The organism is Proteinivorax tanatarense (genome assembly GCF_040267685.1).
In the GTDB taxonomy this organism is placed as follows: Bacteria; Bacillota; Proteinivoracia; order Proteinivoracales; family Proteinivoracaceae; genus Proteinivorax; species Proteinivorax tanatarense.
Genome location: NZ_CP158367.1, coordinates 2,982,298 through 3,008,835 on the forward strand (window position 1 = coordinate 2,982,298; position 26,538 = coordinate 3,008,835).

A 26,538-nucleotide genomic window follows, 5' to 3' on the forward strand; every position below is an offset into this window, starting at 1 on the left:
CCCCTTATTTTAGCGGGTCAACTACAGGTAGATGCAAAAATTTTTCTAGCCTTTTTTCTAAGTCTGAGGAAGAAAATTCATAGCCTTTTGGGGATATAGGGTTTATAAATACTCCTATTAAATTGCACTTTTTTTGTACAAATGGTTTCCCGCCTTTTTTAATAAAAGTATTAAGCTCAAAAGGAGAGCAGAAGATTTTCGTCCCATCTTTGGCTATAATATCTATTTTATAGCCTTTGGATACAAATGAAGTTAGCTGATTTATAAAATCAGAAGTCACTGCACCTGGTATAAAAACTGAGTTTCTTTCCTCTAAGCTAAAGTACCTGATTATATCCTTTGCTCCTATAGCTGATGCATATGGTGTTTTTACTATTTTTTCTCCATCTATCATTACAGTTAGTATATGTCCCTCTGGTATAGACCCTTCCCATTTAGGCAATGTTAAAAGGTTTACCTGATGAACAGTTTCTTGCACTAGCCGATTGATGTTTCTACTTACAGCTGCTCCTGTAGCCACAACTGTTCCGTCAGTTATGGTTGGGGCGGCGGAAGCCTTTCGGTTAATGGCCCCATCTACAAAAACTTTCTTTGCTCCTACTTTTCTTAACTTGCCTAAAACTCTTTTTAATTGATGGGATTGTTTAGGCCCCGCTACTATACCAGTACCATAACTTTTTATTTTTATTAACATAACTTCCCCTAACTGGTTGTAGATATCTGTGCCAGCTAAGATTTCGTATTGACAATCAAACTCTTTAAGTGTTTCTGTAGCGGTAGCAGCTAACATACCTTCGTAAAAATATACCGCTGGCTTTTCAGTATACGTTACTTGGTCCATGTCTTCCCCATCTAACCCAACAGAGGTTATTGCCAATCCCTCTAACCATTTAAATTCATCTATTAAATAGTTTAGTGCAACTGTTTTACCTGTATTTTTCCCCATCCCGACAATAGATAAAGAAAAAATTTCTTTCGAAGCAATGCTTTGCAAGATAGGCTTCATTAGTTACCCCGCCTTTTACCTCTCTTTAAATTAGTTGGCTCTAAATGCAATCTTTGCCCTGACATTAAAGCTTCAACACCTTCTTTTTCTTCATCAACACAATATTCACACTGACATTTATCTTCATAGCTCGTTGGTTGTGAATATGAAGAAATCACTCCCTCAAAGTTTCGTAACACTACTTTTTCTGGAGATTGACTAATCAGATATTGAGGCATAACGGGAATCTTTCCTCCCCCACCTGGTGCATCAACGACAAAAGTAGGCACTGCATAGCCAGAAGTGTGCCCCCTAAGGCCTTCTATGATTTCTATACCTTTACTAACAGGTGTCCTAAAATGTTCTATTCCATTAGACAAATCACATTGATATATATAATACGGCCTTACACGGTTTTTAACCAGCTGGTGAACTAACTCTTTCATTATGTTAGTACAATCATTTATTCCTTTTAACAACACCGATTGGTTCCCTAAAGGAATACCAGCATTTGCTAACATTTTTAATGCCTCTTTACTTTCTTCAGTAAGCTCTTTTGGATGGTTAAAATGGGTGTTAAGCCATATTGGATGATACTTTTTTAGCATGTTACATAGATCTTCTGTTATCCGCTGCGGCAAAACGACAGGTGCTCTAGTTCCTATCCTAATTATTTCAACATGCTCAATTTCTCTGAGGTTTTTAATTATATATTCAAGTTTATCATCACTTAATAACAGTCCGTCACCTCCTGAAATAAGCACATCCCGTACCTCTGGTGTGTTTCGCACATATTGTAAAGCCTGATCTATTTGAGAAGTTGGCATGGCTTTGTCTGTAGAGCCTGCCATCCTCCTTCTAGTACAGTGACGACAGTACATAGAACATTGATCAGTAACTAAAAATAATATCCTATCAGGATAGCGATGGGTAATTCCGGGAACGGGAGAATCTGTATCTTCAGACAACGGATCTTCTAAATCACTCTCTCCTTTGTCCAGCTCTCTTCCTACTGGTATAGCTTGCTTCCTTATAGGACAACTAGGATTATCTTTATCCATTAAGTTAGCATAGTAGGGTGTTATGGCCATCCGTAGGTTTTCCAAGCATTTAGCTATTCCATCCTCTTCAGTTTTAGTTAGCGATACTACTTCCTTTAACTCTTCTACTGTACCTATACGATTTCTTAATTGCCAATTCCAGTCTTCCCAATTACTTTTTGAAACACCAGCAAATTTACCTTTCATAATCATTTATCCCCCTTAAGTATAAATTCTCTGAAACAGTGTCCTTATTGCTTGGTCCTCTCTTAAAATGTTGATAGCTATATCACTGTGATTTTGAGCATATCCATTACCTATTATCATATCTATATCTTTACCTACTCCTTCTGCTCCCAGTGCGGCTTGAGTAAAGCTGGTAGCCATGCTGAAAAAATATATGGTACCTCTTTCTTTTGTAACCAAAATACTGGATAACTCTGTACTTGGTATATTTACACAGTTAATAGTTAAGTCAGCCATTTGACCGCCATTTATATCTGTCACTTTACTTAGCAAGTCAACAGGATTTGTTGCATCACCCTGAATAATCTCATCATAAGCTCCGATCTCCTTAATTCTGTCAATGCCCTCCTGGCTATACTCTACTGCTATAACCTTTCCATTTGGTCCTACTTTCTTCTTTGCCTCATAAAGACATAGAAGCCCTGATTTTCCGCCCGCTCCAATAACAATGACAGTATCTCCATCCTTCACTAGTCTTTGAGTTTGTGCAGGTGCCCCTGCAACATCCAACACAGCTAACGCCAAGTTATCGTCAATGTCATCAGGCAATTTTGCGTAAATTCCACTCTCAAATAAAACTGCTTTTCCCTCGACATCTACTTGATCAGTTTCATTTCTTATGCCATTTACTTTTTCAATATAAAGCGGAGTAAGAGACAAAGAAACTAGGGTGGCTACCTTGTCACCTTTTTTTAAGTCTATGTTTTTAAGCTGCTGGCCTACTTTAGCTACTTTACCTATTAGCATTCCTCCTGAGCCAGTAACGGGATTATGTTGTTTCCCTCTTTCAGCTACCGTATCTAAAATAATCTGTGATATTTCCTTACCTTCCTTTTGACTTTGTTCCTGGATTTGAGTAAAACTTGCAGAGTCTATATTTAAGGTGTCAACATTTATTAAGATCTCATTTTCATAAATGTTAGGCGTATTGTCTATCTTCCAAGCTGGCTGTGGCAACACTCCTTTAGGCTCAATAACTCTATGCGTACCGTATCGACAAATCTTAGTCATTTATTACCCTCCTTCTATTACTTTTATCTTCTGCTTATTTAATAGCAACTATTATGCCAAAACATAAAAATATAGCCTTTAAAGGCTATATTTTTATGTCGTATTGTTTTATCTTGTACTGCAACGTTTGCCTAGGCACATTTAAGTGTCTCGCAGTTTTGCTTATATTAAACCCTGAACTCGCCAAGGCTTCCTCTACTACCATTTTTTCATATGTCCCTACTATATCCTTTAAACTTTTTTGTATTTCCTCATCTTTATATCCCTGTTTTATGGACATAGGTAAATCTTCTAAAGAAATCTTGCCGCTGGATTTAAAGTTAAGCATTCCTTCTATACAGTTTGAAAGCTCTCTTACATTACCGGGCCAATGGTAACTACATAAGGCTGTAATTGCTTTACTATGGAACCCTGTAACTTTAGAGTTAAATTTTTTATTAAACTTATCCAAAAAATGATTGGATAAACGTAGGATATCATCTTTTCTTTCCTTTAATGGGGGAATATGAATATTTACAACACTTAATCTAAAAAATAAATCTTTCCTTAAAACATTTTTTTCTAGAGCCCATTGAGGGTCTATATTCATAGCCGCTATTACCCTGGTATTTACCTTCTTTTCATTTAGCCCTCCAACTCTTCTAATTTTTTGTTCCTCTAAAACCCGCAATAACTTGGCCTGTAATGGCAGTGGCATAGAATTGATCTCATCTAAAAAAAGTGTCCCATTATCAGCCAGCTCAAATAATCCCGGTCTATCATAGGACCCAGTAAAACTGCCCTTTACAGTACCAAATAGCAAACTTTCCAGCAAGTTTTCCGGCATAGCTGCACAATTTTGGGTGACAAAAGGACGATTCTGACGTAAAGAACCAGAATGGATTGACTGTACTATCAATTCTTTTCCGACACCTGTTGCACCGGAAACCAAAACGGGGGAGTCAGTACTAGCCACTTTCTGAGCTCTGTCTACAGTATCCATAAAAACAGGATTTTCCCCCACTATATCACCAAACTGATATAGTTCTGCCTTATTATCGATTTTATTTTTGTTTTTTGTGTAAAGCATTTGTTGAAGTTGAGCCACTTTTTCTGACAACATTTTTAACTGAGTTATGTCTTTGGATACTTCTACGGCCCCAATTATTTCTCCATGCCTAAAAATAGGCAGGGTAGAGTTTACTGTAACAAGTCGATTTGCTCTATAGTTAGAAAAACTTTGTTGCTGATTAAAAATCGGTTTCTTTGTGTCCAAAACTTTTAACAAAGTAGAAGAACCTTTATCTAGAGAGGGAAATACCTCGGTAATGTGTTTTCCTACTACTTCTTCTGAAGAAAGTCCATCAAGAATTGATGCTTTGGAGTTATAAAAAATAGTAACTCCCCTTTTATCTACAACATGTATAGCCTCATCTATACTATCGAGAACAGCTATCAAAGTTTCTTTATCATTATTCACAAAAATACCCCCTGCCCAATATTTGGCGTTATCTTGATTATATCACAGTATAGTTTAAATGTAATACCATAAGCATAAAAAAAGCTATTGCAATATAAATTGCAACAGCTTTTGATTTTAAAAAAATTGTATTTTGTCTCCTAACCAGTAACCAATCATTATTCCTGCTATTCCCATTAGGCCTGCAAGATTTGGCGGCGCAGGTACAGGCAAGTTAACTTTACTAAATAAAAAGCCAACAAGACATCCAGCTACAACAGCAATCAAAGCTTGTGACATAAAGCTACCTCCTTCCATATTGTAGACCCTCATGTAAGCTAGCGCTTACTCCCTCCCTAACATTTTAAGGTTTTATCGCAGTTAAGTTTAATGTCTGATGACCTACACTTTCGCCTGCAACTCTTAAGTTATACTCTAAGTAAATTTTAATTTCGTTATCAAACTTTTGAACCTCTACATTTTGTGCATCAACTTCCACTAAAAAGTTACCATAAGGGGTTTTATAAATACTTTCGGTTTTTTCCCCTGGGAAAAAAATTTGTTTCATATTAGTCATGCCTGAGCGGATAAGAGTCACTTTTCCTTCCTTTACTTTTACGGTAGTGGTAGTTCCATCTAGGCCTGTTCCCTCTGGTTCATCGTAGACAATATAATCAGTTCCACTTTTGGTGTAAAGCTTACCTTTTGCATCTACTTGAATATTTGAACGTTCACCCTCATTATTTTGGGATGAAGATATTATTAAGTTTATAGAATCCAAAAAAAATCTCCTTCCTACAAAGAAAAGTCTGACTTTCCCCCTTGCTTTTCTATCAGTTTAACCTCTTCAATATACATCCTTTTATCTATTGCTTTACACATATCATATACTGTCAATAAAGCAATATTAACCGCTGTTAAAGCTTCCATCTCAACGCCGGTGTTTCCCTGAGTTTTTACTTCAGCAACGGCTTCAATATAACAATGGCAGTCATCTACGGTAAATTCTATATCCACTCCTGTTAATAGTAAATTGTGACACATGGGTATAAGTTCCCATGTCTTTTTTGCCCCATTTATACCAGCCACTTGAGCTACAGCAAGAACATCCCCTTTGTTCATATGGCCACTTAATACTTTGTTTATGGTTTCTTTAGACATATATATTTTTCCAGATGCTTTTGCCACTCTAGCTGTAATCTTTTTCTCCGAGACGTCCACCATTTTTGCTCGTCCTGCTTTATTAAAATGTGTTAACTCCGACATAACTAACCTCCTATTTGGGACATAAACCTATGTGTAGTAGTATCTCTATCTATATCATGTCCTCTTGGTTTTTGTTTAATGCCATTTTTCAAAGCTTCTATTACTTTATCTACATCATTAGTGTTAGCAGCGGCTTTTAAATCAACTTCTCCATCTGAAAACAAACAGGTTTTTAATTTGCCGTCAGATGTAACCCTTAATCTATTGCATTCATCACAAAAGTGATTGCTAACAGCACTTATAAAGCCCAAGGTTCCTTTTGCAGATGGGACGTGGTAATAACTTGCAGGGCCTTTGCCTTGCGGTCCTTTAGTCTTGCAAATATTGAATTTATTTTTAACATCGGCTAATACATCTTCCCATGAAATATAGCTTGCCTTCCAGTTATCTGTAACCTGTCCCAACGGCATCATTTCAATAAACCTAACATGTAACGGTTTATCGATTGTTAGCTTTACAAAATCTCCTATCTCTTCTAAGTTATAGTTTTTTAAAAGCACCACATTCAATTTTATGGGTTCAAATCCCAAGTCTATAGCTTTATCTATACCAGCTAACGTCTCACTTAATTTATCAAATCCTGTTATTTTCTTAAACTTCTCTTTTTGCAAAGTATCCAGGCTAATATTTAACCGATTAATACCGCTATCTTTTAAATCCTTTGCCATTTCTGACAAAAGCGTGCCATTTGTAGTTAAAGCAATATCTTCAATTCCTGGAATCTTTGAAACTGTTTTTACAAAAGGTAGAAACCCTTTTTTTATTAGAGGCTCCCCACCTGTTAATCTGACACTTTTTATGCCTAACTTAGCTGACGCTCTTAAAATTATTATTAACTCTTCATAAGTTATCATCTTGTTATGCTCCATAAGTTCCACGCCTGAGCTGGGCATACAGTACGAACACCTCAAATTACAGCGATCCAATAACGAAACCCGAATATAATCAATTTTTCTTCCATAATTGTCATTAAGTGCCATTAGGGTTGCCTCCTCATATGCTGCATATGGATTTATTATAACATAAGAAGATAAAATTCTATATATTTGATAAATAAATTTATATGTTCTAGGAATAATAAATTTTATTATAGTATTTTGGGGGAATGTCCATGACTGAAAATAATAGTAAGTTTGGAAGCAGAAAAGAAAAGTACAAAAAAAAGAGAATGGAAAAGACGGCGGCAAAAAAATTTACTTATAAACAAGTTCTACTGTCTATCGTTATCTTTGTACTCTTAGTTGCAGTATCTATTGCAAGCTATTTAGTTTACCTGGCTTATACAATCCCTCAACCAAACCTAGAAGAACTTAGAGCACCAAGCATTGTATTTTCAAATGACTATACTGAAATGGGGTTAACAAATCAACGACAAATTTATACCCCTATTGAAGAAATTAGTCCTTACTTAATCAATGCAATAATTGCAGTTGAAGATAATAGTTTTTACGATCATATCGGTTTTGACCCCATTGCCATCGCACGAGCATCTTGGGTTAATCTAACCCAACGCCGTTATGCTCAAGGTGGTAGTACCATAACACAACAACTTGCTAAAAACGTCTTTTTAACAGGGGAGCGGGCGATGAACAGAAAAGTAAAAGAGCTGGTGTACGCCATACGCTTAGAACAGCTTTACTCTAAAGATGAAATATTGGAGCAGTATTTGAATACTATTTATTTTGGCCATGGAAATTATGGGGTTGGGGCCGCATCTCGCTATTATTTCGACAAATCTCCAAATCAGCTAACTTTAGATGAAGCTGCTCTATTAGCCGGCATAATCAATGGTCCTTACCTATTTACCCCAGATTTTGATCGAAACATTACACCCCCTGATGCCATAGATGACTTTAACCCTCAAGAAGAAGAAGATATAAATGTATTGAGCCAATCAAGAACTTATAGACGTCGCACCTTAGTTCTTAGCAGAATGCTAACAGAGGATTTTATCACTCAACAACAGTTTGACGAAGCCAATGAAGTTATTATAGACTTAACCAGAATAAATTCTGGGGAAGATATCCAGACCATATTAATTGATCGCGCTGCTGAAGAAGCAAACATGATTTTAAGTGACATGGGTTATGACAACCCCTATTACGAAAGGTCTGGCTTTCAGATTATAACTACTATTGACCTAGAGATCCAAGAAAAACTAGACAGTGTCACAACCAGTACTTATAGCAGCATAGTGGGAAATAATCCACAGCCTGAAGAGTTTCATTTAGGAGCTATTACCATAAATTCTAATACCGGGGAGATTTTAGCTGCAAGGGGAAACTGGAGCACTACAGGTTGGAGCTATCTCTTTTCTGGGCAATCTCGCCCTGGCTCCTCAATGAAACCAGTTTACTATGCATATTTTTTAGAATATCAAAACTACACCCCATTAACTTTAAAAAACTGCAGTAAAGACGTTGCTAATGACTTTGAAGAAGAATTTGGGGCACAAATTTCTGATTTTGATGGTGACTATCATTACTCTCAACTGAACCTGCGTCAAGCCATGGCTGAGTCATGTAACATCTACGCAATTACTACTGCAGCAGAGATTGTTCATCAAAATCAAGTTGAACATTTCCAGTCATTTTTAAGCTCTTTTAATATGCAAGGGATAAATCCAAATTATCCTGCTAGTATCTTAGGCTCTGATTCACAAAATATGCTTAACATGGTCAGTGCATATGGAGCTTTTAACAACGGAGGGTATTTAATTAATCCTTATCTGGTGAGAGAAATAAGGGATATAGATGGCAACACTATCTATTCTGCAGAGCCTGGGCAAGGTGAGCAAATTATAAGTAGTGAGGTAGCGTTTATAACCACCAGTCTAATGAGAAGCGTCATAGATCACCCAGATGGAACTGCTAGTTATATAAGAAACAGATTAGCCAATAGAGATGTGTCTGTGAAAACTGGTACTGATATAGGAGGCAATACCAACACTTATACCATGGCTGGTTCTAGTGGAGATTTAACCACCCTCATCTCAGTTCAAGAAAGTAGAAATACAGAATTATTCCAACAAGAAACTGTTAGATTACCAAGAGGAACCGCTGCTAACTTCTGGGCTGATTATATGAATGAAGCCCTCACAGTTTTTCACCCCGATGGTGTTCCAGTTCTACGTCCCCCAGAAGGCGTTGTTGAAACAAAGCTTTGCTCTGATAGTCTATTGTTAGCAACAAACAATTGTCCTGAACCTTTTTCTGAATTTTTTGTTCAAGGAACTGAACCTCAGAAAATGTGCGATATTCATGGTGATGGAGTTTATAGGATATGCACTGATTCGTGGCAGTTAGCTACTGAATACTGTCCAGAAGATAGGATTTGGGAAAGACAGTATCGTTTTTTTGAACCCCCTCCCAGTGAACGTTGCCAAATCCACGCTCCCCCTTTAGAAGATGAAGACGAAGAACATGGATTACCAGAGGATGATACTATTAACGAAGAAGAAACTGTTGAAGAAATAGAAGATGAGACAAATGAGGAGGAATTTCAAGAAGAAAATGATGATAACGCTCCTATAGAAGAAAACCAACAAGAAAATGAAGAAGAAATATAAACCCTTGCTAACTTAAGCAAGGGTTATTTCATGAAATAAGTTATGTTGTTTAAAATATCAGAGCTGTTTCCACTTTTGATTGAACAACTAGGAAGGGATTTTAAAAACATCTTTCCATAATACTTGGTTAAAATTCTTTTATCAGTGCACACAACAACTCCCTTATCTTCCTTACTTCTTATCAATCTTCCAAAACCTTGTTTAAACCTTAGAATTGCTTGAGGCACCGTATAATTCATAAATGGGTTACCACCTTCTTTTTCAATAAGTTCTTGCCTTGCCTGTATTATTGGTTCATCAGGCACGCTAAAAGGTAGCTTCACTAAAATTACATTGCTAAGTGATTTGCCCTGAACATCTACCCCCTCCCAAAAGCTAGCTGTAGCAAATAAAACTGAGTTTACGTCATTTTTAAAAGTCTCTAATAAGTAGTGGCGTTGATGTTGCCCCTGTTTTAACGGTTTAATTCCGCAATTTTCTAAGTGACTTTTTAGTTTATAAAAAACATCATTCAGCATTTTAAATGAAGTAAAAAGAACAAAAGCTCGCCCTTCAGTTTTCAATATAGCTTTCAGTATAAATTTAGTATTTTCATCTAAAAATTCACTTGAAGATGGCAACGGTATATCCATGGGAACACATAACAGCACCTGCCTTTTATAATCAAAAGGAGAAGGCAATATACACTCTATTAAATTTCCTTTACTTTTACTTAACCCTATTCGTTTTTTGATATAAGAAAAGTTGCCATTAGTGGCTATTGTAGCAGAAGTTAAAATAACTGTCTCATATTTTTGGAATACATTGTCATTTAGTTCAAAAGAAACATCCAAAGGGGCTAAACACAACGAAGCATTCTTTCCCCTACTACTAGCTTTTATCTCTATCCATCTTACTTCTTGATCCGATTGTGAGTTTAAAATACTTTCTATAGTAGAAACAATGCCCTCAATACGTTTATTCATTGCATTTAACTCCACAGCACTAGTTAATAGGTGAGAAAACACATCAGAAGGTAGTTCTTCTAAAGCATCTAACAAACTATTTATCTCGCTAGTAAACGTATTAGCTTTATTGACATATTTTTTGCTTAACTCTTTAATAGTTTGAAATCGATGCCCTTTAGTAACTTGGTTGGTTATTCTTAGCTTACTTTTATTATCATCTGCAATCCACTTTTCAATAGCAGTAAAAAACTCGTTAGTACCATCAACTAGTTGAGCTAATAGTGGTATTATATTATTTATATGATTTTCTATGCTTTTTTTAGCGGCAACAGGGAGCCTTCTTTGTGTTTGAGCTTTAACTAGTATTTCCTGCAAAGTACCAGTTTGCTTGCCCTTTATTTTAGTTTGATATATTCTACGCAATTGTTTTAGCACCAAAAAACGGTTTATGGATGCTCCAAAGTAAGTAGTTGCTACATCCTCCACATTATGAGCTTCATCTAGCACAATACCATGATAGTTGGGCAACACCCCACCTTCCAAGCCTTTACCTTTCAAAGCTAAATCAGCAAAAAGTAAGTGATGATTAACTACCATAATATCTGCAGTAGCGCTCTCCCTTCTTGCAGTAAAAAAGAAACAATCCCTAAAGTGAGGACAATGAGCTTTAGTGCAAAGATCCCCTTCTGAACTCAACTTTTCCCAATGCTTTTCCAATGGTCTAAATCCCAAATCTGCTTTGCTGCCATCAGAGGTTGTAAAGGCCCACTCTCTGATCTTTTTCAGTTCCATAAGCTCCTCATCAGTTTCCTCAAATAAATCCCCTTGTAATTTATCAAGTTTGGCTTTACATAGATAGTTACTTCTCCCTTTTACTAGCACTCCTTTAAAATTTACAGCTAGAGTTTGCTGTAAAAAGGGAATATCTTTGGATATTATTTGTTCTTGTAGATTTATTGTATTTGTAGAAACTACCACTCTTTTTTTGTTTTTTACAGCCCAAAGTATACTTGGAATCAAATAAGCTAAACTTTTTCCTGTCCCTGTCCCTGCTTCAACTATAACGTTTTTCCCTTCATTATATCCTTGGATAACTTTTTCAGCCATAACCAATTGCTCATCTCTTTTTTCATATAGAGGTAAAAGTTTTGAAATAGCACCACTTTCATCTAAAACATCCCTTACCTCACCAACTTCTATATTTAACAGAGCATCTGGCTTTTTAGGCTCTACTACTGTATAGCTACTTCTACAATCGTTATTGACTATTATAAATCCTATACCATCGGCACCTAGCCTTGATGCTATATTTATATCAGCAGTGGACGGGGTCAACCTGCCACTTGGGTGATTATGGATAACTACATCACCAGGCTCTAGGTCCTGCAAAATTGCTGGTACGCTAAATTGGTTCCCCCTAGCCAGGACTTCTACATCAATTACATTGCCGTCACTAATAAAACCCTTGAAAAAGACTTCGTTTCCCTTCGCAGCAAGTATAGCTGCTTCTATCGCTTTTTTACTGCTTTCCTTGAAGGCTATTCCTTCCATCTGCTCCACTCCATTTTCTACAAGTTTCCTCCCATTTCCCAAGCCATTTTTTTAAAAAATCTCTCTGCGTAAAGCACCCTACGATTATATATGTTTTTTGAGATATTATAGTTAAGTTTCTGTCGTTGCTGCTCTACCATTTGATTCCATTTGCCGCCCAGGAAAAAATTTATACATCTTTTTGGACTTAGGTCTTCACTAACAACATAGTGCATACCAAGCCAAACATCCAAAGTTCCGGTATGATCAATGATATCTGCATCTTGCAAAACTTTAGCTGGTAGACTTAAACTTCTATTTTCTCGCTTGTTGTGATAATAAATTAACTTTGCAATTTCTTCAAGTTCATTTTTGGACACCACATTTTTCAAAAGCTTTTTAGTCAACACGGCTCCTGTAAAGTTGTGAGGTTCTCTTCCTTTGGCAACATCGTGGAAAATAGCAGCTAAATACAACCTGTCTTTATGCTTTGAGCTTAAACCTCCCAATTTTTCTGTTAGTTTTATAGCTAAGTTAGCCACTCTCTCCCCATGATAAAATAAATATCCCGTCTCTCTCTCCTTATACTTAACTTCTCTTAGATTTTCATAGGCTATCTCTTTAGCCTTACAAACGTTCATTTTCTTCACCAGCTTTTTCTTGATTTTGGCTTTCTAAGTTATTTTCAAAGTATATACTTCTAGAAGGGAAAGCAACAGATACATTTTCTTTTTCTAAAATTTCCATAATTTTAAAGTTAATATCCTCTTTAACAGCTAGAAACTCTCCCCAGTCTGTTGTGTTTGTGAAAAAATAAATAAATATATCCAAGCTGCTATCATTAAAACCATCAAAGTTTGCAAATATGATTTCTGGATGGACATCAGGGTGGTTTTCAAGCATTTCCCTTATAAGGATTATACACTTATCTAGCTTCTCTTTAGGAGTTGTATAAGTGACACCTAACTTAAATGTAATTTGCCGTCTACCCATTTTAGTCCAGTTTGTAACAGCTTCATTAGCAAGTACAGAATTGGGCACAGTTACTAAGGATTGAGCAAAAGTCCTAACTTTAGTACTACGAAAAGTTATATCTTCTACAACACCCTCTACAGAAGGACTTTTAATCCAGTCTCCCATAGAAAAAGGTTTGTCCATAATAATAACTATACCTCCAAATATGTTTCCTAAGGCATCTTGAGCAGCTAAAGCGAAAGCTAATCCACCTATTCCCAAGCCTGCAACAAAACCATTTACATCATACCCCCATTCCTGAGCAATTATACTAACACTGATAGCTACAATCACCACTCGCAGTGCTTTTGAAAGAAAGGGAAGTAAAATTTGGTCTAACTCAATCCTAAACTTCACTTTTAGTTTTTCAAAGAATGATGAAGAAGTATCCGTTAAATTATAAAATCCCGATGCTATAAAAGCAATCACCAGCGAACGGTACAAACTCAAAAGTAGCTCTTGATAGTTTTCTTCAATCAGAGGTATTGAAGTTATGGCTATATATAGGCCTAAAGTAAGTATTATACTTTTGATTGGATTTCTAAAAGCAGAAATCACTTTTGTGTCCGCAGAGGTATTAGTTTTTTCTGTTAAATCAACTATTCGTGGGAAAACAAAAGAATCAAAAACTCTGGCAAAACAGTAAAAAATAAAATAATAAATAATTGCAATGGTTGGGTACTTAAATACTTTCCAAACCAGCAGCAACCAAGGTGGCAAAATCTCATCTAAGTAGTTCAAGGGCAATAGTTCCATTTTATCTGCCTCCCTTTTAATAAGAGACTAGGCATCAGCCTAGTCTCAATTTTTAATAGTTTAGCTTATCCTCTAAAAACTGCTCTACCTTATTTATTTCTACTCTAGCCTGTTCCATGGTGTCTCTGTTTCGTATTGTTACACAGTTATCTTCTAAAGAATCAAAATCATAGGTTATACAATAAGGGGTTCCTACTTCATCCTGTCTTCTGTACCTTTTTCCTATACTTCCCTTTTCATCAAAATCTACCATAAACTTATCGCTAAGTTTCTCATGAATTTCTAAAGCTTCACTACTTAGTTTTTTGGAAAGAGGTAATACAGCAGCTTTAAAAGGCGCTAGCACCGGATGGATTTTTAGCACAGTACGGGAGTCATTGTCTAGCTCCTCCTGTTGGTAGCAATCAGCTAAAAAAGCTAACGCCAGTCTATTTAAGCCTACAGAAGGTTCAATCACATACGGAACATACTTTTCTTGAGTAACTGGATCCTGATAGCTAAGATCTTTTTTAGAATATTCCATATGTCTTTTTAAGTCAAAGTCAGTTCGGTTAGCTATGCCCCATAGCTCCCCCCATCCAAAAGGGAATTTAAACTCAATGTCAGTTGTAGCATCGCTATAATGGGATAACTCTTCTTTTTCATGATCGCGCATCCTTATACTATCTGGATTTAGACCTAAATCCAACAACCATTGCTTACAAAACTCTTTCCAGTACTTAAACCATTTTTCCCCTTCATCAGGATGAATAAAAAATTCCATCTCCATCTGCTCAAATTCCCTGGTTCTGAAAATAAAATTCCCTGGCGTAATTTCATTTCTAAAGCTTTTACCTATTTGGGCTATACCAAAAGGAACTTGTTTTCTACAACTTCTTGCCACATTTTTGAAGTTTATAAAAATTCCTTGAGCTGTTTCAGGACGCAGATATACTTCCGATTGAGAGTCTTCTGTAACACCTTGGAATGTTTTAAACATCAAGTTAAATTCTCTGATATCAGTATAGTTTAGCTTACCACACTGAGGACACTTAATTTCTTTCTCTTCAATAAAGTTCTTTAATTCTTGCTGGTCCCATCCGTCTACACCTGTAGCCTCTTCACCTTTACTTTGATAATAGTCTTCAACCAGTTTGTCAGCCCTATATCTTGCTTTACAATCTTTACAATCAACTAAAGGGTCGTTAAACCCTCCTATATGACCTGAAGCCTCCCATACCTTTGGATTCATAAGTAAAGCGGAGTCAAGTCCCACTACATTGAGGTTCCTTTTGACAAATTTTTTCCACCATGCAGCTTTTATATTGTTTAGCAACTCAATACCTAGGGGCCCATAATCCCATGTATTGGCAAGCCCCCCATATATATCAGACCCTGGAAAAATAAATCCCCTACTTTTACACAAACCAACTAGTGTTTCCATATCCATTTTTTTGTTCATGCTTTTACCTCCTATTGTACAATATAAAAGCTTTCCATCCCTCAAGGGACGGAAAGCTTGGTTTCCGCGGTGCCACCCTTATTGACAACTAAAATAGTTGTCCACTCTAAAAAACACTAGGAGCGCCTTCACTTAATTCAAGTGCCGAGCTTACACCATCCTCGACTCGCTGCTTACTTTGCACTTAAGTTACTACTCTCCATTATTGTGTTAACTAATATATTATTTCTTAATTTATACAAAAACTGCTTAAATGTCAAGGTTATAAACTAACTATACTAATTTCATTTTTAAACTGATTTTCTATTTCATCAACCATATAATCATGGCAGGTAAAAAACAACACTTGTACTTCTTTGCTTATTTCCTCAAAAACTTTTATCATCTCTCTTCTTCTTTGCTTATCAAAGTTTACCATAACATCATCGACTATCAAAGGCATAGGTTTATTAGATCTTGCAAACTCAATAGCTAAAGCCATTCTAACTGCTAAAAGCAACTGTTCTTGAGTGCCACGGCTTAGCTGCTTTAAGGAAAGTTTTTCCCTTTTTTCGTCAATAACTTTTAAAGTTGATTGCTCATCATCTGAGATAACCTTTATATACCTTCCTCCAGTTATTATATTAAAATAACTAGAAGTTCTTTTTAGAACCTCAGGCTGCCTTTTATGTCTATGTGATTCTGTTGCATTTTCTAAAATTTTTTTTGCTATAGCCATTTCATAGTACTGTGATATTTCTTCTGCTAGCTGACTGTTTAATCCTTCCTGTTTATATTGTAAGTCTTCAATTGTTTTATCTTTTTTAATTATTTCCAGCTGATTTTTGTTTTTTCCTAGCTCACTTAATAAAAAGTCTATCTCTTTATCTAGCTGTTTTTTATGTTCTTTAAAGCTTACTACTTCTTCTTCTAGGTCGCATCCTTTTTTATCCCCCAACTCTTTTTCTATCTGATCTTTTTCAAGTGAAGATAGCGATATTTCTAATTCTAAACTGTTAAGCTCATTTAAAAGTCTTCTTTTCTCTTCAGATTTTGTATACATTTGCTCAAGTTGGTAAAGACTTGTCACTTTAGCTTCGTTATATAAGTTAGAAAGTTTATTTTGTTTCTTTTTTATTTGTTGTTCTAAAATTTGTTTTTTTTGCTTCAGCGTTCCCATTTGCTTTTCTAAATTGCTTTTATTTTCTTTAATATCTTTATGATTGTCAAGTTTGCTTTTAAGAATTTTTAAAACAACAATACTTTCATCAAGTGATGACGGAATCTCCTTTTCTTTGATCTCTTCCGCCAATTTAGCAACTTTTTTAATAAAATCATCTTCTAATGCTTTTGCATCACCCAGCTCTATTTCGTCCTTTCTACATTGGTACATATGGTGTTGACACCTTTGCAAAGTTGCTATGGCGGACCTAGCTTCATCAAATGACATTTGGGGATTTAAGTGTATATTAACTAACATCTCTTCCTTTTTCTTGTTCAGCCTCATAAGTTCTGCGGATATGTTTTTTTCCTTTTCACCAAAGTTGTTAATTTGGGATAGCAACTCTTTTTTTTCCTTTAATGAATTTTCCATGTTCATAAGCTTCTCATGTAGGCCAATCAAGCTGTGTTCGTCGGGGGAAACATTTAACTGTTCCGAAATTTTATTAATTTTACTATTTATTATATTTTTGTTTTTCTTGCTTTTTAACCCATTAGTTACTTCTAAAGCAAACGCTATAACAAAACAAATTCCTGCAGCGACCGCTAAAATTGTAGCTCCCATCACTGAAAATACATTTAAGTAACTGGCAAACATAGCTATAATAACTACACCTGCTGCTAAAGCTGAGTATGTATAGCCAGTTTTAACAGATGTGCTTTTTGCCTGTTGTTTTAACCTCTGTAGCTTTAAAAAAAGTTCTTTTTCTATGCGATAAGTTTCTTCATCATTATTGGTTGATATTTCATTTATCTTTTTGTTAGCTAAATCTTTTTGTTGCATTATATACTCTTTTTGATTTAGGAGCCTATTATTTTCCTCTTTTAAGGTTTCAAAAGTAGCAAATAGCAATTCAAAATCCAAATGCAATAAACTATCTATATCTTTGGAAAATCCGACTTTTTTTAAAGAACTTGCTATTTCTTCCTTTTTAGCTTTTACTTTATTTTCTAAATCTATTAGCTTACTTTTTTTCTTTGCCAGTTCTAAGCTCATTTCAACTTTTTTTATTTCGGCCTCCATAGCTAGTAATTGTTTATTGGGCTGCTGTTCTGACAACTCAATTTCCAGCTTTTGCTGTTCAAAAATTAGGTCATCTAGCTGCAGCTGGGCAGCTTCGATTTCCTCCTCCTGTTCACGGGCAATCCTAATATAACTAAAATCCAGTTCATCAGATGGCATTTTTTTCAGCTTGTTTTCAACTTCTAACATTGTTAAATAGCTAGGTTGTATGCGTTGCAATTTTTCAAGTTTATTAATTTCTCTAGCTAGCTCGTCCCTTTTTTTCTTTTTGCTTTCTAGCTGTTTTTCAACTTCGAGTATCTGGTCTTCTATAACATAGAAATTCTCTGATTCTTTTTTGGCCTTTTCAAGCTCTTTTTTAACTTCATCTAATTGATTAAACAAATAATTTATTTTTTTCTTTCTGCCTTTAGGTGTGTATAGTTGCTCCATTTCTTTAGTGAAATGTTGAATAATAGAGCTGACATCCACTCCAAAACCTGCCCCCTGTAGATAGCCAGTAACTTCTTCTTTATTTAAGCTTTTAAAATTTTGAAGTTGATCTATTCCAAAACAAAATATACTCTCAAAAGTTTTTTTGTTCAGTCCAGGGGGTAAAAGTTCCGTCAAGTTTTTGACGGGTTTCCCACTTAGCACATCTAATTTTTCTTTTACAGCACTTTTGCCTTTTAAGTTATCAATCCTTTTAACTCTGATAGTCTGATTTTCAGTGCTTATATCTATATATCCACCGTACCTTCCTCCGTTAATAGGATTGTATCTATCTATCTTATTTCTATTTTCAAACCCAAAAAATATTGAAGAAATAAACTTTTTTAAAGTTGTTTTTCCTTTTTCATTTTTTCCATAAAAAATGTTTGTACGTGGACTTAAGTTGTTTATCTCTAATTCTTTATGAATACCAAATCCACTTACATATATATCAGTTACCTTCATGGCAATCACCCTTTTCCAGCACCTCATCGATAGCTCTTTGTAAGCCAGCTTCAAAAATTTGATCTAGATTAAGGTCCTGTTCATCTAAAAAACTAATTAGCTTTATGTTTCCTCTATTTACCTCATCATAGATTTCATGCTTGAGTAGATTGTCATTTTCAGCTTGTTCACAATAATTTAAAAAATCCCCTAAAAAACCTTGTTGCTCCTTGATAGTATCTAAATCAGCATCGGGCTTAGTTTCCTTTTGAATACTTTCTAACCAGACAAAATTAGCTGTACTAGTGAAAATAGTTCTTAACTCATCTACAATATCCTGCAAATCTGCTTTGCTTATGTTGTGTAGTTTACCCCTACCTTTTAAAATAGTTCGTACAATTATATTTTTTTGATGCTCGTTTTTTAGATTCTCCATCCCTTCTTTGATACGCTTAACTAGTTTACTTAAATCTAAATCTTTTATGTCAATTTCTTGCTGTAGCCAAATAACTTCAGCTAACGAACAAAACTCTTTTTTTACTGAGGTAGGTGTAGCCTCTACATAGTAGCACCCTCTTTCACCTATTTCATTTGGAGTTTTTCCCATTGGGCTACCGCTGTATATAATAGCTGGGAATTCCGAAATTACTGTAGGTTTATGTATATGGCCCAAGGACCAATACTGATAGTTTTTAGATAGAAGATCATATTTTGTGCATGGACTATAAGAATTTAAGTTTCCCCCTATTTCACAATGAAGTACTCCTATGTCAATTTTACCTTTAGCTTGGGGGAAATCCTTTGCTAAGTTTTTTTTTACTATCTCTGTGGGATAACTCACTCCATGTATATAAACATCATTAAACCCCTTTAAAGGCACTGTTTCAACACTTGAAGAAAAAACATGTACATTTTTTGGATAAGAATGTCGTCTTTTATGATTTATAGGGTCATGATTTCCGCCTACAATAAAAACAGATATACCTTTTAAATCAAGGTACTCAAATACATTTCTGCACCTAATTTCCGCCTTAACTGTCTGGTCTAAGTTGTCTAATAAATCTCCGGCTATAACAATAAAATCAACTTTTCTTAAAACAGCTAATTCTGCTATTTTATCCAACACGTTATAAGAACTTTCAGACAGCCATTTTTGTATAGTTTTATTTGTTTGCAGTCTAAAAAAGGGCCTATTTAAATGAATATCAGCACAGTGAATAAACTTTATCATTTATCATCACTCCTCTTTAATTATCTTCTACACCGAACTTATGTTTTCCTGCTACTTTGTATCGGTACGCTTTTCAAAAAAGCGAAATCGTATTGCCACTATTTTATGATACTGCTAAACTCAGAGTTAGCAACAAATAAATATATGGAGGCTTATAACTTATGAAGAAAATATCTGTATTACTTATCCTAATTGTTATTGTATCGGTATCGGCAACAGGTTGTGTCGACGGAAATGATAGAGATTACCTAAAGATGGGGTTTGTTCCTATGATGGATGCAGACTCACTGGTGGAAAATGTAGAGCCTTTAGCTGAAATGCTATCAGATGAGCTAGGTGTTGAAGTTAGGGCTTTTACCGCCACTAGATATGTTGGGGTTGTTGAAGCTCTAGGGGCTGAGCAAGTTGATTTCGGTTTTATACCACCTATGGCATACGTTCTAGCTAATCAGCAAAGTGATGCACAAGTTATTTTAACTGCTTTAAATGAGCATGGAGAGGCTTATTATCGTTCGCAGTTTTTAGTTCGTAAAGACAGTAATATTCACGATTTCCAAGATATTAAAGGAAAAAATGTTGCTTTTGTGGATCCTACTTCTACATCAGGACATATTTTCCCTCATGCTCATTTGAAAAATTTAGGACTTGAAGGGGATAAAGATTTTAAATATCATTTTGCAGGAGGCCATGATAGTGCTTTACAGTTACTACTAAATGGAGACGTGGACGTGGCGACTACTTTTGTTGATGCAAGAACAAGATATTCTGATGATTTCCCTACAGCTTTAGAAGAAACAGAAGTACTTGGTTATACCGAAAACATCCCTAACATTAGTGTTACTGCAGGAAGTCACTTAGATGAAGAAATGCAGCAAGAGATAAAAACCGCATTGTTGAATATAGCCGATGATCCTGTTGGTGAAAAACTTCTAATAGAACTTTTTAATCAACACGGATATGTAGAAGCTAGCGATGAAGATTACGATGTAATTCGAACTACTGCAAAGCTAATGGATATTGATCTTGAGGATCAGTAGAAAATGGTTAATCTAAAAAATATATCTGTCTCGTATCAAAGAGGGGTAAATGCACTAAAAGATGTTTCTTTATCCATTGACAAAGGGGAATTTGTTGCAATTGTAGGCCTAAGTGGCAGTGGCAAATCAACTCTTCTTAGAAGTATAAATTATTTGACCCCTCCAACTAATGGTGAGGTTTGCATAGATGGCGTTAAGTTATCTTCTTTATCTAAAAGAAAGTTAAAAAATACTAGAGCCAAAATCGGGTTTATTTTTCAGGACTATAACTTAGTAGATAATTCATCTGTGTTTAATAACGTTTTATTAGGAAGACTTGCCTACACCAATACATTTTCTTCGCTATTAGGTTTATTTTCTAGTTCAGATTATAATTTGGCTGAAAAAAATATTTGTAATGTGGGATTAAAGGATAAAATGTTTCAGAGGGTGGACCGGCTTAGTGGAGGTCAAAAACAGCGAGTTAGCATAGCTAGAGCTTTAACCCAAAATCCTAATATTATTCTCGCTGATGAGCCTGTATCTAGCCTAGATATAGCTACCGCAGAGTCTGTAATGGATTACCTATTAAAGTTTAATCATAAACGCCAAATAACTGTAATAATAAACCTACATGACATTAGATTAGCAAAAAAATATGCCAGTCGTATTGTAGGCTTAAAGGATGGGAAAATTGTCTTTGATGATAAGCCTACTAAATTGACTGACAGTATATTAAATGAAGTTTACTATTAAACCTTACGGAATTATTACAGCAATTTTGGCGTTGCTAATCTTTAGCGGGATACAAATTAACTTTAGTTTAACAAGAATTATTTATGGCTTGCCTGATATGGCTGATTTGCTATTAAGAATGTCAAACCCAAACTTTAACCACTTTGAAACTATTTTACCTAGACTTATAGAAACATTTGAAATGGCTATCCTAGGTACAATCATTGGTTCTTTTCTAGCAGTTTTTATTTCTATATTAGTCTCAAATAATTCTGCCCCTAGTAGGATTTTCCCCTTAGTTCTTAATCCTTTGTTAGCTGTTTTGAGAACTATACCCAGCGTTGTCTGGGCAGCTTTATTAGTGGCTATTTTTAGCATTGGAAAAACTTCAGGAATCATAGCCTTATCTATAACTGCTTTATGTATAGGAACAAAATTATTAAGAGAGCAAATTGAAGCTATACCCCAAAACAAGCTAAACTCCCTGAATTCGTTGGGAGCTAACACCATCCAGTCTTTTTACTACGGCATCTTCCCTGTTATTTCACATAACTTTATAACAGTTTTTTTCTTTATTTTAGAAATAAATATTAGAAGTGCAACTGTTTTAGGTTTTGTTGGAGCTGGAGGAATTGGCCAGCTAATAGAAATGGATTTAAACTTTATGAATTACAGTAACCTTGCCACTATTATCTTGGTGCTGATAGTTTCTATAGCAATAATAGACCTTTTGTCTTTTAGTCTTAGAAAGGCATCGCAAAAGGTATGGGTTCCCTTAAAAAATTGGCGACAACAGCGGGCTGCTAACTTTTTAAAACCTATTTTTATCATGTCTATTTTTATATTATCTATAATACTGTTAATTAAAAGTGTTGATGTAGACAGCAATAGAATAGCTCTTGGCCTAGAACAAGCTCAGTATATGGTGATCAGAATGCTGAAATTTGACTTTTCTTATGCAGAGCAAACCATAACAGCTGTGTGGGAAACATTTGCAATAGCAATGTTTGCAACTATATTAGGCGGTTTTTTTGCCCTTTTTTTAGGTGCAATGACCTGCTATTATCTTGTACCCAAACCTATTTATTTTATTGCCAAACTATTGGTTAATGTAATTAGAACTTTTCCTGTTATCATAACCGCAATCATCTTCTTTAGAGGGGTAGGTCCAGGGGCTTTAGCCGGCGCCCTAGCTTTGTCAGTTTATAGCACAGGAGTCCTATCTAAACTTTATGGAGAAATTTTAGAAAGGGATTGTCGCAACCTTTATATGTCTTTGTTGGCCGTAGGAGCTAATCCTATACAAATTTTTAGACATGGACTTTTTTATCAATCAATTTCTGAATACATTAGTATAGTGCTATATAGATTGGAATCAAATATGCGTTCCTCAACATTGCTAGGTATAGTGGGTGCCGGCGGAATAGGTGCTCCTCTTATCATGAATATAAGCAACAGAAATTGGGAAAGGGTTGGCATACTACTTTTGGGTATATTATTTTTAGTTTTAGTTGTTGAAAAAATAAGCTATTATCTACGTCAAAGAATAAAATAAGAACTTAGACCTATAAAATGGGTCTAAGTTCTTATTTTAAATATTTTACTTTTATCTGTTGATCGATAATTTCATCTTCTGTTTTACTTAGTTTATACAATTTTCTTATTTCATGTTCAATTTCCCTATACATCTTATGTCTATCGCCACTTCCACTTAGAAGCTCTACCATTTCTTCTATTGGCTTTTGCTCTTTCAATGTACAAATAGGAATGGGTATTGCCTGAATTTGATATTTTAGCACCTTAACACTATAAAAGCAGTGATTAAAATATAATTGTGCCACCATAGAGTTTAGCACCGCCATAATAAACTTAATGCCGTACCCTTTTATTTTAGGAATCAAAAAGTTAACACTATTTAAAGTTAACAAACCCTTTTCATCTAAAGCAAATACTAAATTTTTGTTTATAAACCTATATATCAGCTTTTCCTGCCTATACAAGCTTTCAGGGGCAACTTGTTGAAAGTTCTGTTTTTCACTTAAGTCAAGAAAAGTAGCTGGTTTTTCTAAATAATATTTAAACACTTCTTTTCCCGATATAATCCCTTCACCGTGATTGGGATCTTTAGATAAAAACTTTTTATTGTTTCCAGTAACTATACCCATGCCGTAATATACATTATTTTTAAGATATATACAGTTTGTTTCAATGCGCTTTGTTAGCAAAAAGTTTTGTGGTGATGTAAAAATATTTAAAGTATAATTGTTCTGCACGAAGCTTCGTTGCGGTATTTTCCCTCGTTGTTCTTTATATTCAGTTGATATCCTATGAAACGAATGTGGATATTTATTTGTAATTGACATAAGTATAGTTTGGCTCATCACTTTCTCAAATACATTATTAAGGCAGGCGAGTAAATCTATGGTTTGGTGCTCTATTAGTTTTTTCCTACTGTTATAGTGGGCAGAAACTAAAAAGTAAGACTTGGGTAGCAGAAAGGTTAAATTGCCTTTTTCTTTAAGTATTTTCAACCCTTCTTCCAAAAAAGCTTTAAATGAATCACCTTTTACAAACTGTTGGCTAATCTTACCTCCCCAGGGAGGGTTGCCAATTATCAAATCAAAATGACTGTTCCACTTTAAATCAAAAAAATCAGAATGAGTAATATTAGGCACTTGATAGCCTCTCCCTTGTAATAAAATAAGGTTTAGCTTACAAATTAATGCAGCCATATAGTCTAGCTCAACTCCAAACAAATTCTTAATTTCTTTAGGCTGCATTTTCTTTGCAGTATATATTTCTATTAAGAAGGCCCCCGTGCCACAGCAAGGATCAAGAATGGTATTTTGCTTACTTATTTTGTTTGCTACCTTTTCTACCAAATAACCCCTAACTTTTTTAGAGGTAAGGTAAAACCCTTGCTCGCTTTTTTTCCCCTCTCTCTTAAAAGAAGAATAAGTCATACCTAGCAAGTCTTCTCCTTTCTTATAGGGTAGATATATATTTAATGTATCAGCAATTAGCTTCTTATCTTCGCAATCAAAGGAAACATTAAATTGTAATAACAGATTTCTAATTACCTTATCCTTTACTTCTTCCGGGTTGTGTATGGCTTTGTTAATACACTGGATAAGTCCTCTTTTTTTCAAAAGAACCACAGAAGTTATCAACAGAATTTTTCTCTCTATGTGGATAGTTTCTTTTTTATATTCTATAAAAAGGGCAAATAGATTTTTACAAGCTTCAGTAGTTTTGTTACATTGAGAATATCCAGTGTCCAAGTAATAATTATCTCTTAACACTTTGTTCCGTCTTGAACGAAATTTTTCTGCCAAAATTCCTTCTAATTTATTTTCTATACTTTTTTCATCAATGTTATATACTCTTGCCCAGTTACTCAAAGTTTTACTGCTAATGTTGACTTTTTTAAGGTTTTCTTCATTTTTTTTCATTTTATCCCTACATTTCATTATTTTTCTGATTTACTATTAATGTTGAAGCATTTTTTAGGTATAATAAAAGAAAACACTATGGAGGATTAAAAAATGTACAAAGGAAATATCATAAATGAACTACTTGAAATAATAGATACTCATTATTCAAAGCCTTTTAATTTTAAGTCAATACAATATCACTCAGGGAAAGTAAAACCTGGTGACATTTTTGTTTGCATAAAAGGTTATCGAGTGGATGGCCATAAGTATATATCCCATGCTATTGAAAATGGAGCCGTCGCTATCATTGTTGAGGAAAAACAACAGCAGTACGATATTCCTCAGTTTGTAGTAAGCAACCCCAGGTTAGCGTTAGCAAAAATTTCAGATTTTATAAATCAATCCCCTTCTAAGGATCTCACTATGGTTGGAATTACAGCCAGTAATGGTAAAACTACCACTAGTTTTATGGTAGATTCTGTCCTTTCTCATTCTGAACACAATACAGGGCTTATAGGAACTGTTGTTGTAAAGTATGCAGATCAACAGATTCCTGCTGACCTGACTACCCCCGAATCACTAGAGCTGCAAACCTACCTTAGAAAAATGAAGGAAAAGAATGTTGATTATGTTACAATGGAAGTTTCTTCTGCAGCACAAGAATTAGATAGAGTTGCTTACGTTGACTATGATATATTTGCTTTTAATAATCTTACCCCAGAGCATATTGATTTTCATGGAAGTTACGAAAACTATATCTATTCCAAGACTAAAGTTTTAAGAAAACTTTGTCCGTCAAAAATTGCAATTTTTAATATCGATTGTCAAGATACAAAAAAGCAAATTCATCAAACCAAGGCCAAAGTAATAACCAGTGGGGTTCAGTCAAAAGATGCTATGGTAACTATCCACAACTTAGACTTAACTACAGGTAAGGCTAGCTTTACTGTAAATGTAAATAAACCTCTCCCCACTCTAGATGGTAATTATATTCAGCCAACCTCTTTTGATATAAGCTTAAACGTTTTAGGGTTGCATAGTGTTTACAACTCTTTAACCGCTATAATTATTGGTCTAATTAACAATATCACCCCGAAAAAAATAGAAGAAGCTCTACAAAAGTTTAAAGGAGTAGAAAGAAGATTTGAGCTGATTTACAATGAAGAATTTAAAATACTAGATGACCACTTTGCTAATTCTGCAAACATAGATGTTACTTTAAAAACATTAGACTATATGAAATATAACCAATTACACCTTATTTATGCAATTAGAGGTAATAGAGGAGTGGATGTAAATAGAGAAAGCGGGGAGGCCATCTTAAAGTGGGCTAAAAAACTTTCAATAGATCATATAAGCGTAAGTTTAAGTAAGGATTATGTAGGTGTAAAAGATAAAGTATCAACTTCAGAACTAGAGGCTTTTTCAGGTATAATGGAGCAGAGTGATATTAAAGTATCCTATTACAATTCCTTAGAGGATGCTGTTGTAGAAACTCTACAAACTGTTAAGGATGATGATGTAGTTTTACTTGCTGGAGCCCAAGGAATGGACCCTGGCGGCAAGATTGCTTTAGAATACCTGTATACCCGAAAAGTTGCTGAAGGAACTGCAACTAAAGCACTAAAAGAAAAAATCGATGCTATACTCAAAGAAAGAGTGGCAGGTTTATAGTACCACTATTCAAAAAAAAACGGGTTGGTTCATTAGAAATAATTCTAATGAACCAACCCGTTTATAC

General features: G+C 34.9%; 20 protein-coding genes. 5 read left to right on the plus strand and 15 right to left on the minus strand.

Annotated features, from left to right (window positions below):
* Positions 1–4: 4 nt before the first annotated feature.
* The 8 genes from PRVXT_RS14500 to moaA all read right to left on the minus strand — a co-directional run bounded on the left by PRVXT_RS14500 (position 5) and on the right by moaA (position 6,966).
* Positions 5–1,006 carry a hypothetical protein gene (locus PRVXT_RS14500; protein WP_350343575.1) on the minus strand — a complete coding sequence of 334 codons (1,002 nt, stop codon included), beginning with the start codon at positions 1,004–1,006 and terminating at the stop codon, positions 5–7.
* Positions 1,006–2,232, minus strand: a complete 1,227-nt coding sequence (gene ablA, locus PRVXT_RS14505) for a lysine 2,3-aminomutase (protein ID WP_350343576.1) — start codon at positions 2,230–2,232, stop codon at positions 1,006–1,008. The genes PRVXT_RS14500 and ablA overlap by 1 nt, the downstream gene beginning before the upstream one ends.
* Before the next feature lie 15 nt (positions 2,233–2,247).
* On the minus strand, positions 2,248–3,282 hold the full coding sequence (locus PRVXT_RS14510; protein WP_350343577.1) for an L-erythro-3,5-diaminohexanoate dehydrogenase: 1,035 nt from the start codon (positions 3,280–3,282) through the stop codon (positions 2,248–2,250).
* A gap of 85 nt (positions 3,283–3,367) precedes the next feature.
* On the minus strand, positions 3,368–4,741 hold the full coding sequence (locus PRVXT_RS14515) for a sigma-54 interaction domain-containing protein (protein WP_350343578.1): 1,374 nt from the start codon (positions 4,739–4,741) through the stop codon (positions 3,368–3,370).
* Between the two features lie 117 nt (positions 4,742–4,858).
* Complete coding sequence (locus PRVXT_RS14520) at positions 4,859–5,020, minus strand: XapX domain-containing protein (RefSeq protein ID WP_350343579.1); 162 nt, start codon at positions 5,018–5,020, stop codon at positions 4,859–4,861.
* Between the two features lie 64 nt (positions 5,021–5,084).
* The gene (locus tag PRVXT_RS14525) at positions 5,085–5,501 is read right to left on the minus strand and encodes a DUF1934 domain-containing protein (RefSeq protein ID WP_350343580.1); all 417 of its coding nucleotides are present in this window, start codon (positions 5,499–5,501) and stop codon (positions 5,085–5,087) included.
* Positions 5,502–5,515: 14 nt separating this feature from the next.
* Positions 5,516–5,986 (minus strand): cyclic pyranopterin monophosphate synthase MoaC, encoded by a 471-nt coding sequence (gene moaC, locus PRVXT_RS14530; RefSeq protein ID WP_350343581.1) that lies wholly within the window; start codon positions 5,984–5,986, stop codon positions 5,516–5,518.
* A 2-nt stretch (positions 5,987–5,988) separates the two neighbouring features.
* Positions 5,989–6,966 carry a GTP 3',8-cyclase MoaA gene (gene moaA, locus PRVXT_RS14535; RefSeq protein ID WP_350343582.1) on the minus strand — a complete coding sequence of 326 codons (978 nt, stop codon included), beginning with the start codon at positions 6,964–6,966 and terminating at the stop codon, positions 5,989–5,991.
* 131 nt (positions 6,967–7,097) lie between these two features.
* On the opposite strand from moaA, the gene PRVXT_RS14540 reads away from it, so the two are divergent.
* Positions 7,098–9,554, plus strand: a complete 2,457-nt coding sequence (locus PRVXT_RS14540) for a transglycosylase domain-containing protein (RefSeq protein WP_350343583.1) — start codon at positions 7,098–7,100, stop codon at positions 9,552–9,554.
* A gap of 23 nt (positions 9,555–9,577) precedes the next feature.
* Here the strand turns inward: PRVXT_RS14540 and PRVXT_RS14545 are convergent, their stop codons facing one another.
* The 6 genes from PRVXT_RS14545 to PRVXT_RS14570 form a co-directional block, all read right to left on the minus strand.
* On the minus strand, positions 9,578–12,094 hold the full coding sequence (locus PRVXT_RS14545) for a helicase C-terminal domain-containing protein (RefSeq protein ID WP_350343584.1): 2,517 nt from the start codon (positions 12,092–12,094) through the stop codon (positions 9,578–9,580).
* Positions 12,070–12,672 carry an HD domain-containing protein gene (locus tag PRVXT_RS14550; RefSeq protein WP_350343585.1) on the minus strand — a complete coding sequence of 201 codons (603 nt, stop codon included), beginning with the start codon at positions 12,670–12,672 and terminating at the stop codon, positions 12,070–12,072. Before PRVXT_RS14550 ends, PRVXT_RS14545 begins: the two co-directional genes overlap by 25 nt.
* Positions 12,659–13,801 carry a mechanosensitive ion channel family protein gene (locus PRVXT_RS14555; RefSeq protein ID WP_350343586.1) on the minus strand — a complete coding sequence of 381 codons (1,143 nt, stop codon included), beginning with the start codon at positions 13,799–13,801 and terminating at the stop codon, positions 12,659–12,661. Before PRVXT_RS14555 ends, PRVXT_RS14550 begins: the two co-directional genes overlap by 14 nt.
* A gap of 52 nt (positions 13,802–13,853) precedes the next feature.
* On the minus strand, positions 13,854–15,242 hold the full coding sequence (locus PRVXT_RS14560; RefSeq protein WP_350343587.1) for a glycine--tRNA ligase: 1,389 nt from the start codon (positions 15,240–15,242) through the stop codon (positions 13,854–13,856).
* Positions 15,243–15,504: 262 nt separating this feature from the next.
* A complete protein-coding gene (locus PRVXT_RS14565; RefSeq protein ID WP_350343588.1) occupies positions 15,505–18,402 on the minus strand; it encodes an AAA family ATPase in 2,898 nt (965 codons plus the stop codon).
* A complete protein-coding gene (locus PRVXT_RS14570) occupies positions 18,389–19,612 on the minus strand; it encodes a metallophosphoesterase family protein (RefSeq protein ID WP_350343589.1) in 1,224 nt (407 codons plus the stop codon). The genes PRVXT_RS14565 and PRVXT_RS14570 overlap by 14 nt, the downstream gene beginning before the upstream one ends.
* Positions 19,613–19,773: 161 nt before the next feature.
* Between PRVXT_RS14570 and PRVXT_RS14575 the strand changes: the two genes are divergently transcribed.
* From PRVXT_RS14575 to phnE, 3 genes are read left to right on the plus strand one after another with little or no spacing between them, the layout of a single operon-like run.
* Entirely contained in the window at positions 19,774–20,649 is an 876-nt protein-coding gene (locus tag PRVXT_RS14575) for a phosphate/phosphite/phosphonate ABC transporter substrate-binding protein (RefSeq protein ID WP_350343590.1), read from the plus strand.
* A 3-nt stretch (positions 20,650–20,652) separates the two neighbouring features.
* Positions 20,653–21,384, plus strand: a complete 732-nt coding sequence (phnC, locus tag PRVXT_RS14580) for a phosphonate ABC transporter ATP-binding protein (protein WP_350343591.1) — start codon at positions 20,653–20,655, stop codon at positions 21,382–21,384.
* Positions 21,368–22,918, plus strand: a complete 1,551-nt coding sequence (gene phnE / locus PRVXT_RS14585; RefSeq protein ID WP_350343592.1) for a phosphonate ABC transporter, permease protein PhnE — start codon at positions 21,368–21,370, stop codon at positions 22,916–22,918. The genes phnC and phnE overlap by 17 nt, the downstream gene beginning before the upstream one ends.
* A gap of 31 nt (positions 22,919–22,949) precedes the next feature.
* Here the strand turns inward: phnE and PRVXT_RS14590 are convergent, their stop codons facing one another.
* Positions 22,950–24,815, minus strand: coding sequence for a TaqI-like C-terminal specificity domain-containing protein (locus PRVXT_RS14590; protein ID WP_350343593.1), 1,866 nt, complete (start codon positions 24,813–24,815; stop codon positions 22,950–22,952).
* A gap of 93 nt (positions 24,816–24,908) precedes the next feature.
* On the opposite strand from PRVXT_RS14590, the gene PRVXT_RS14595 reads away from it, so the two are divergent.
* Positions 24,909–26,471 carry a Mur ligase family protein gene (locus tag PRVXT_RS14595; RefSeq protein WP_350343594.1) on the plus strand — a complete coding sequence of 521 codons (1,563 nt, stop codon included), beginning with the start codon at positions 24,909–24,911 and terminating at the stop codon, positions 26,469–26,471.
* Positions 26,472–26,538: the final 67 nt, after the last annotated feature.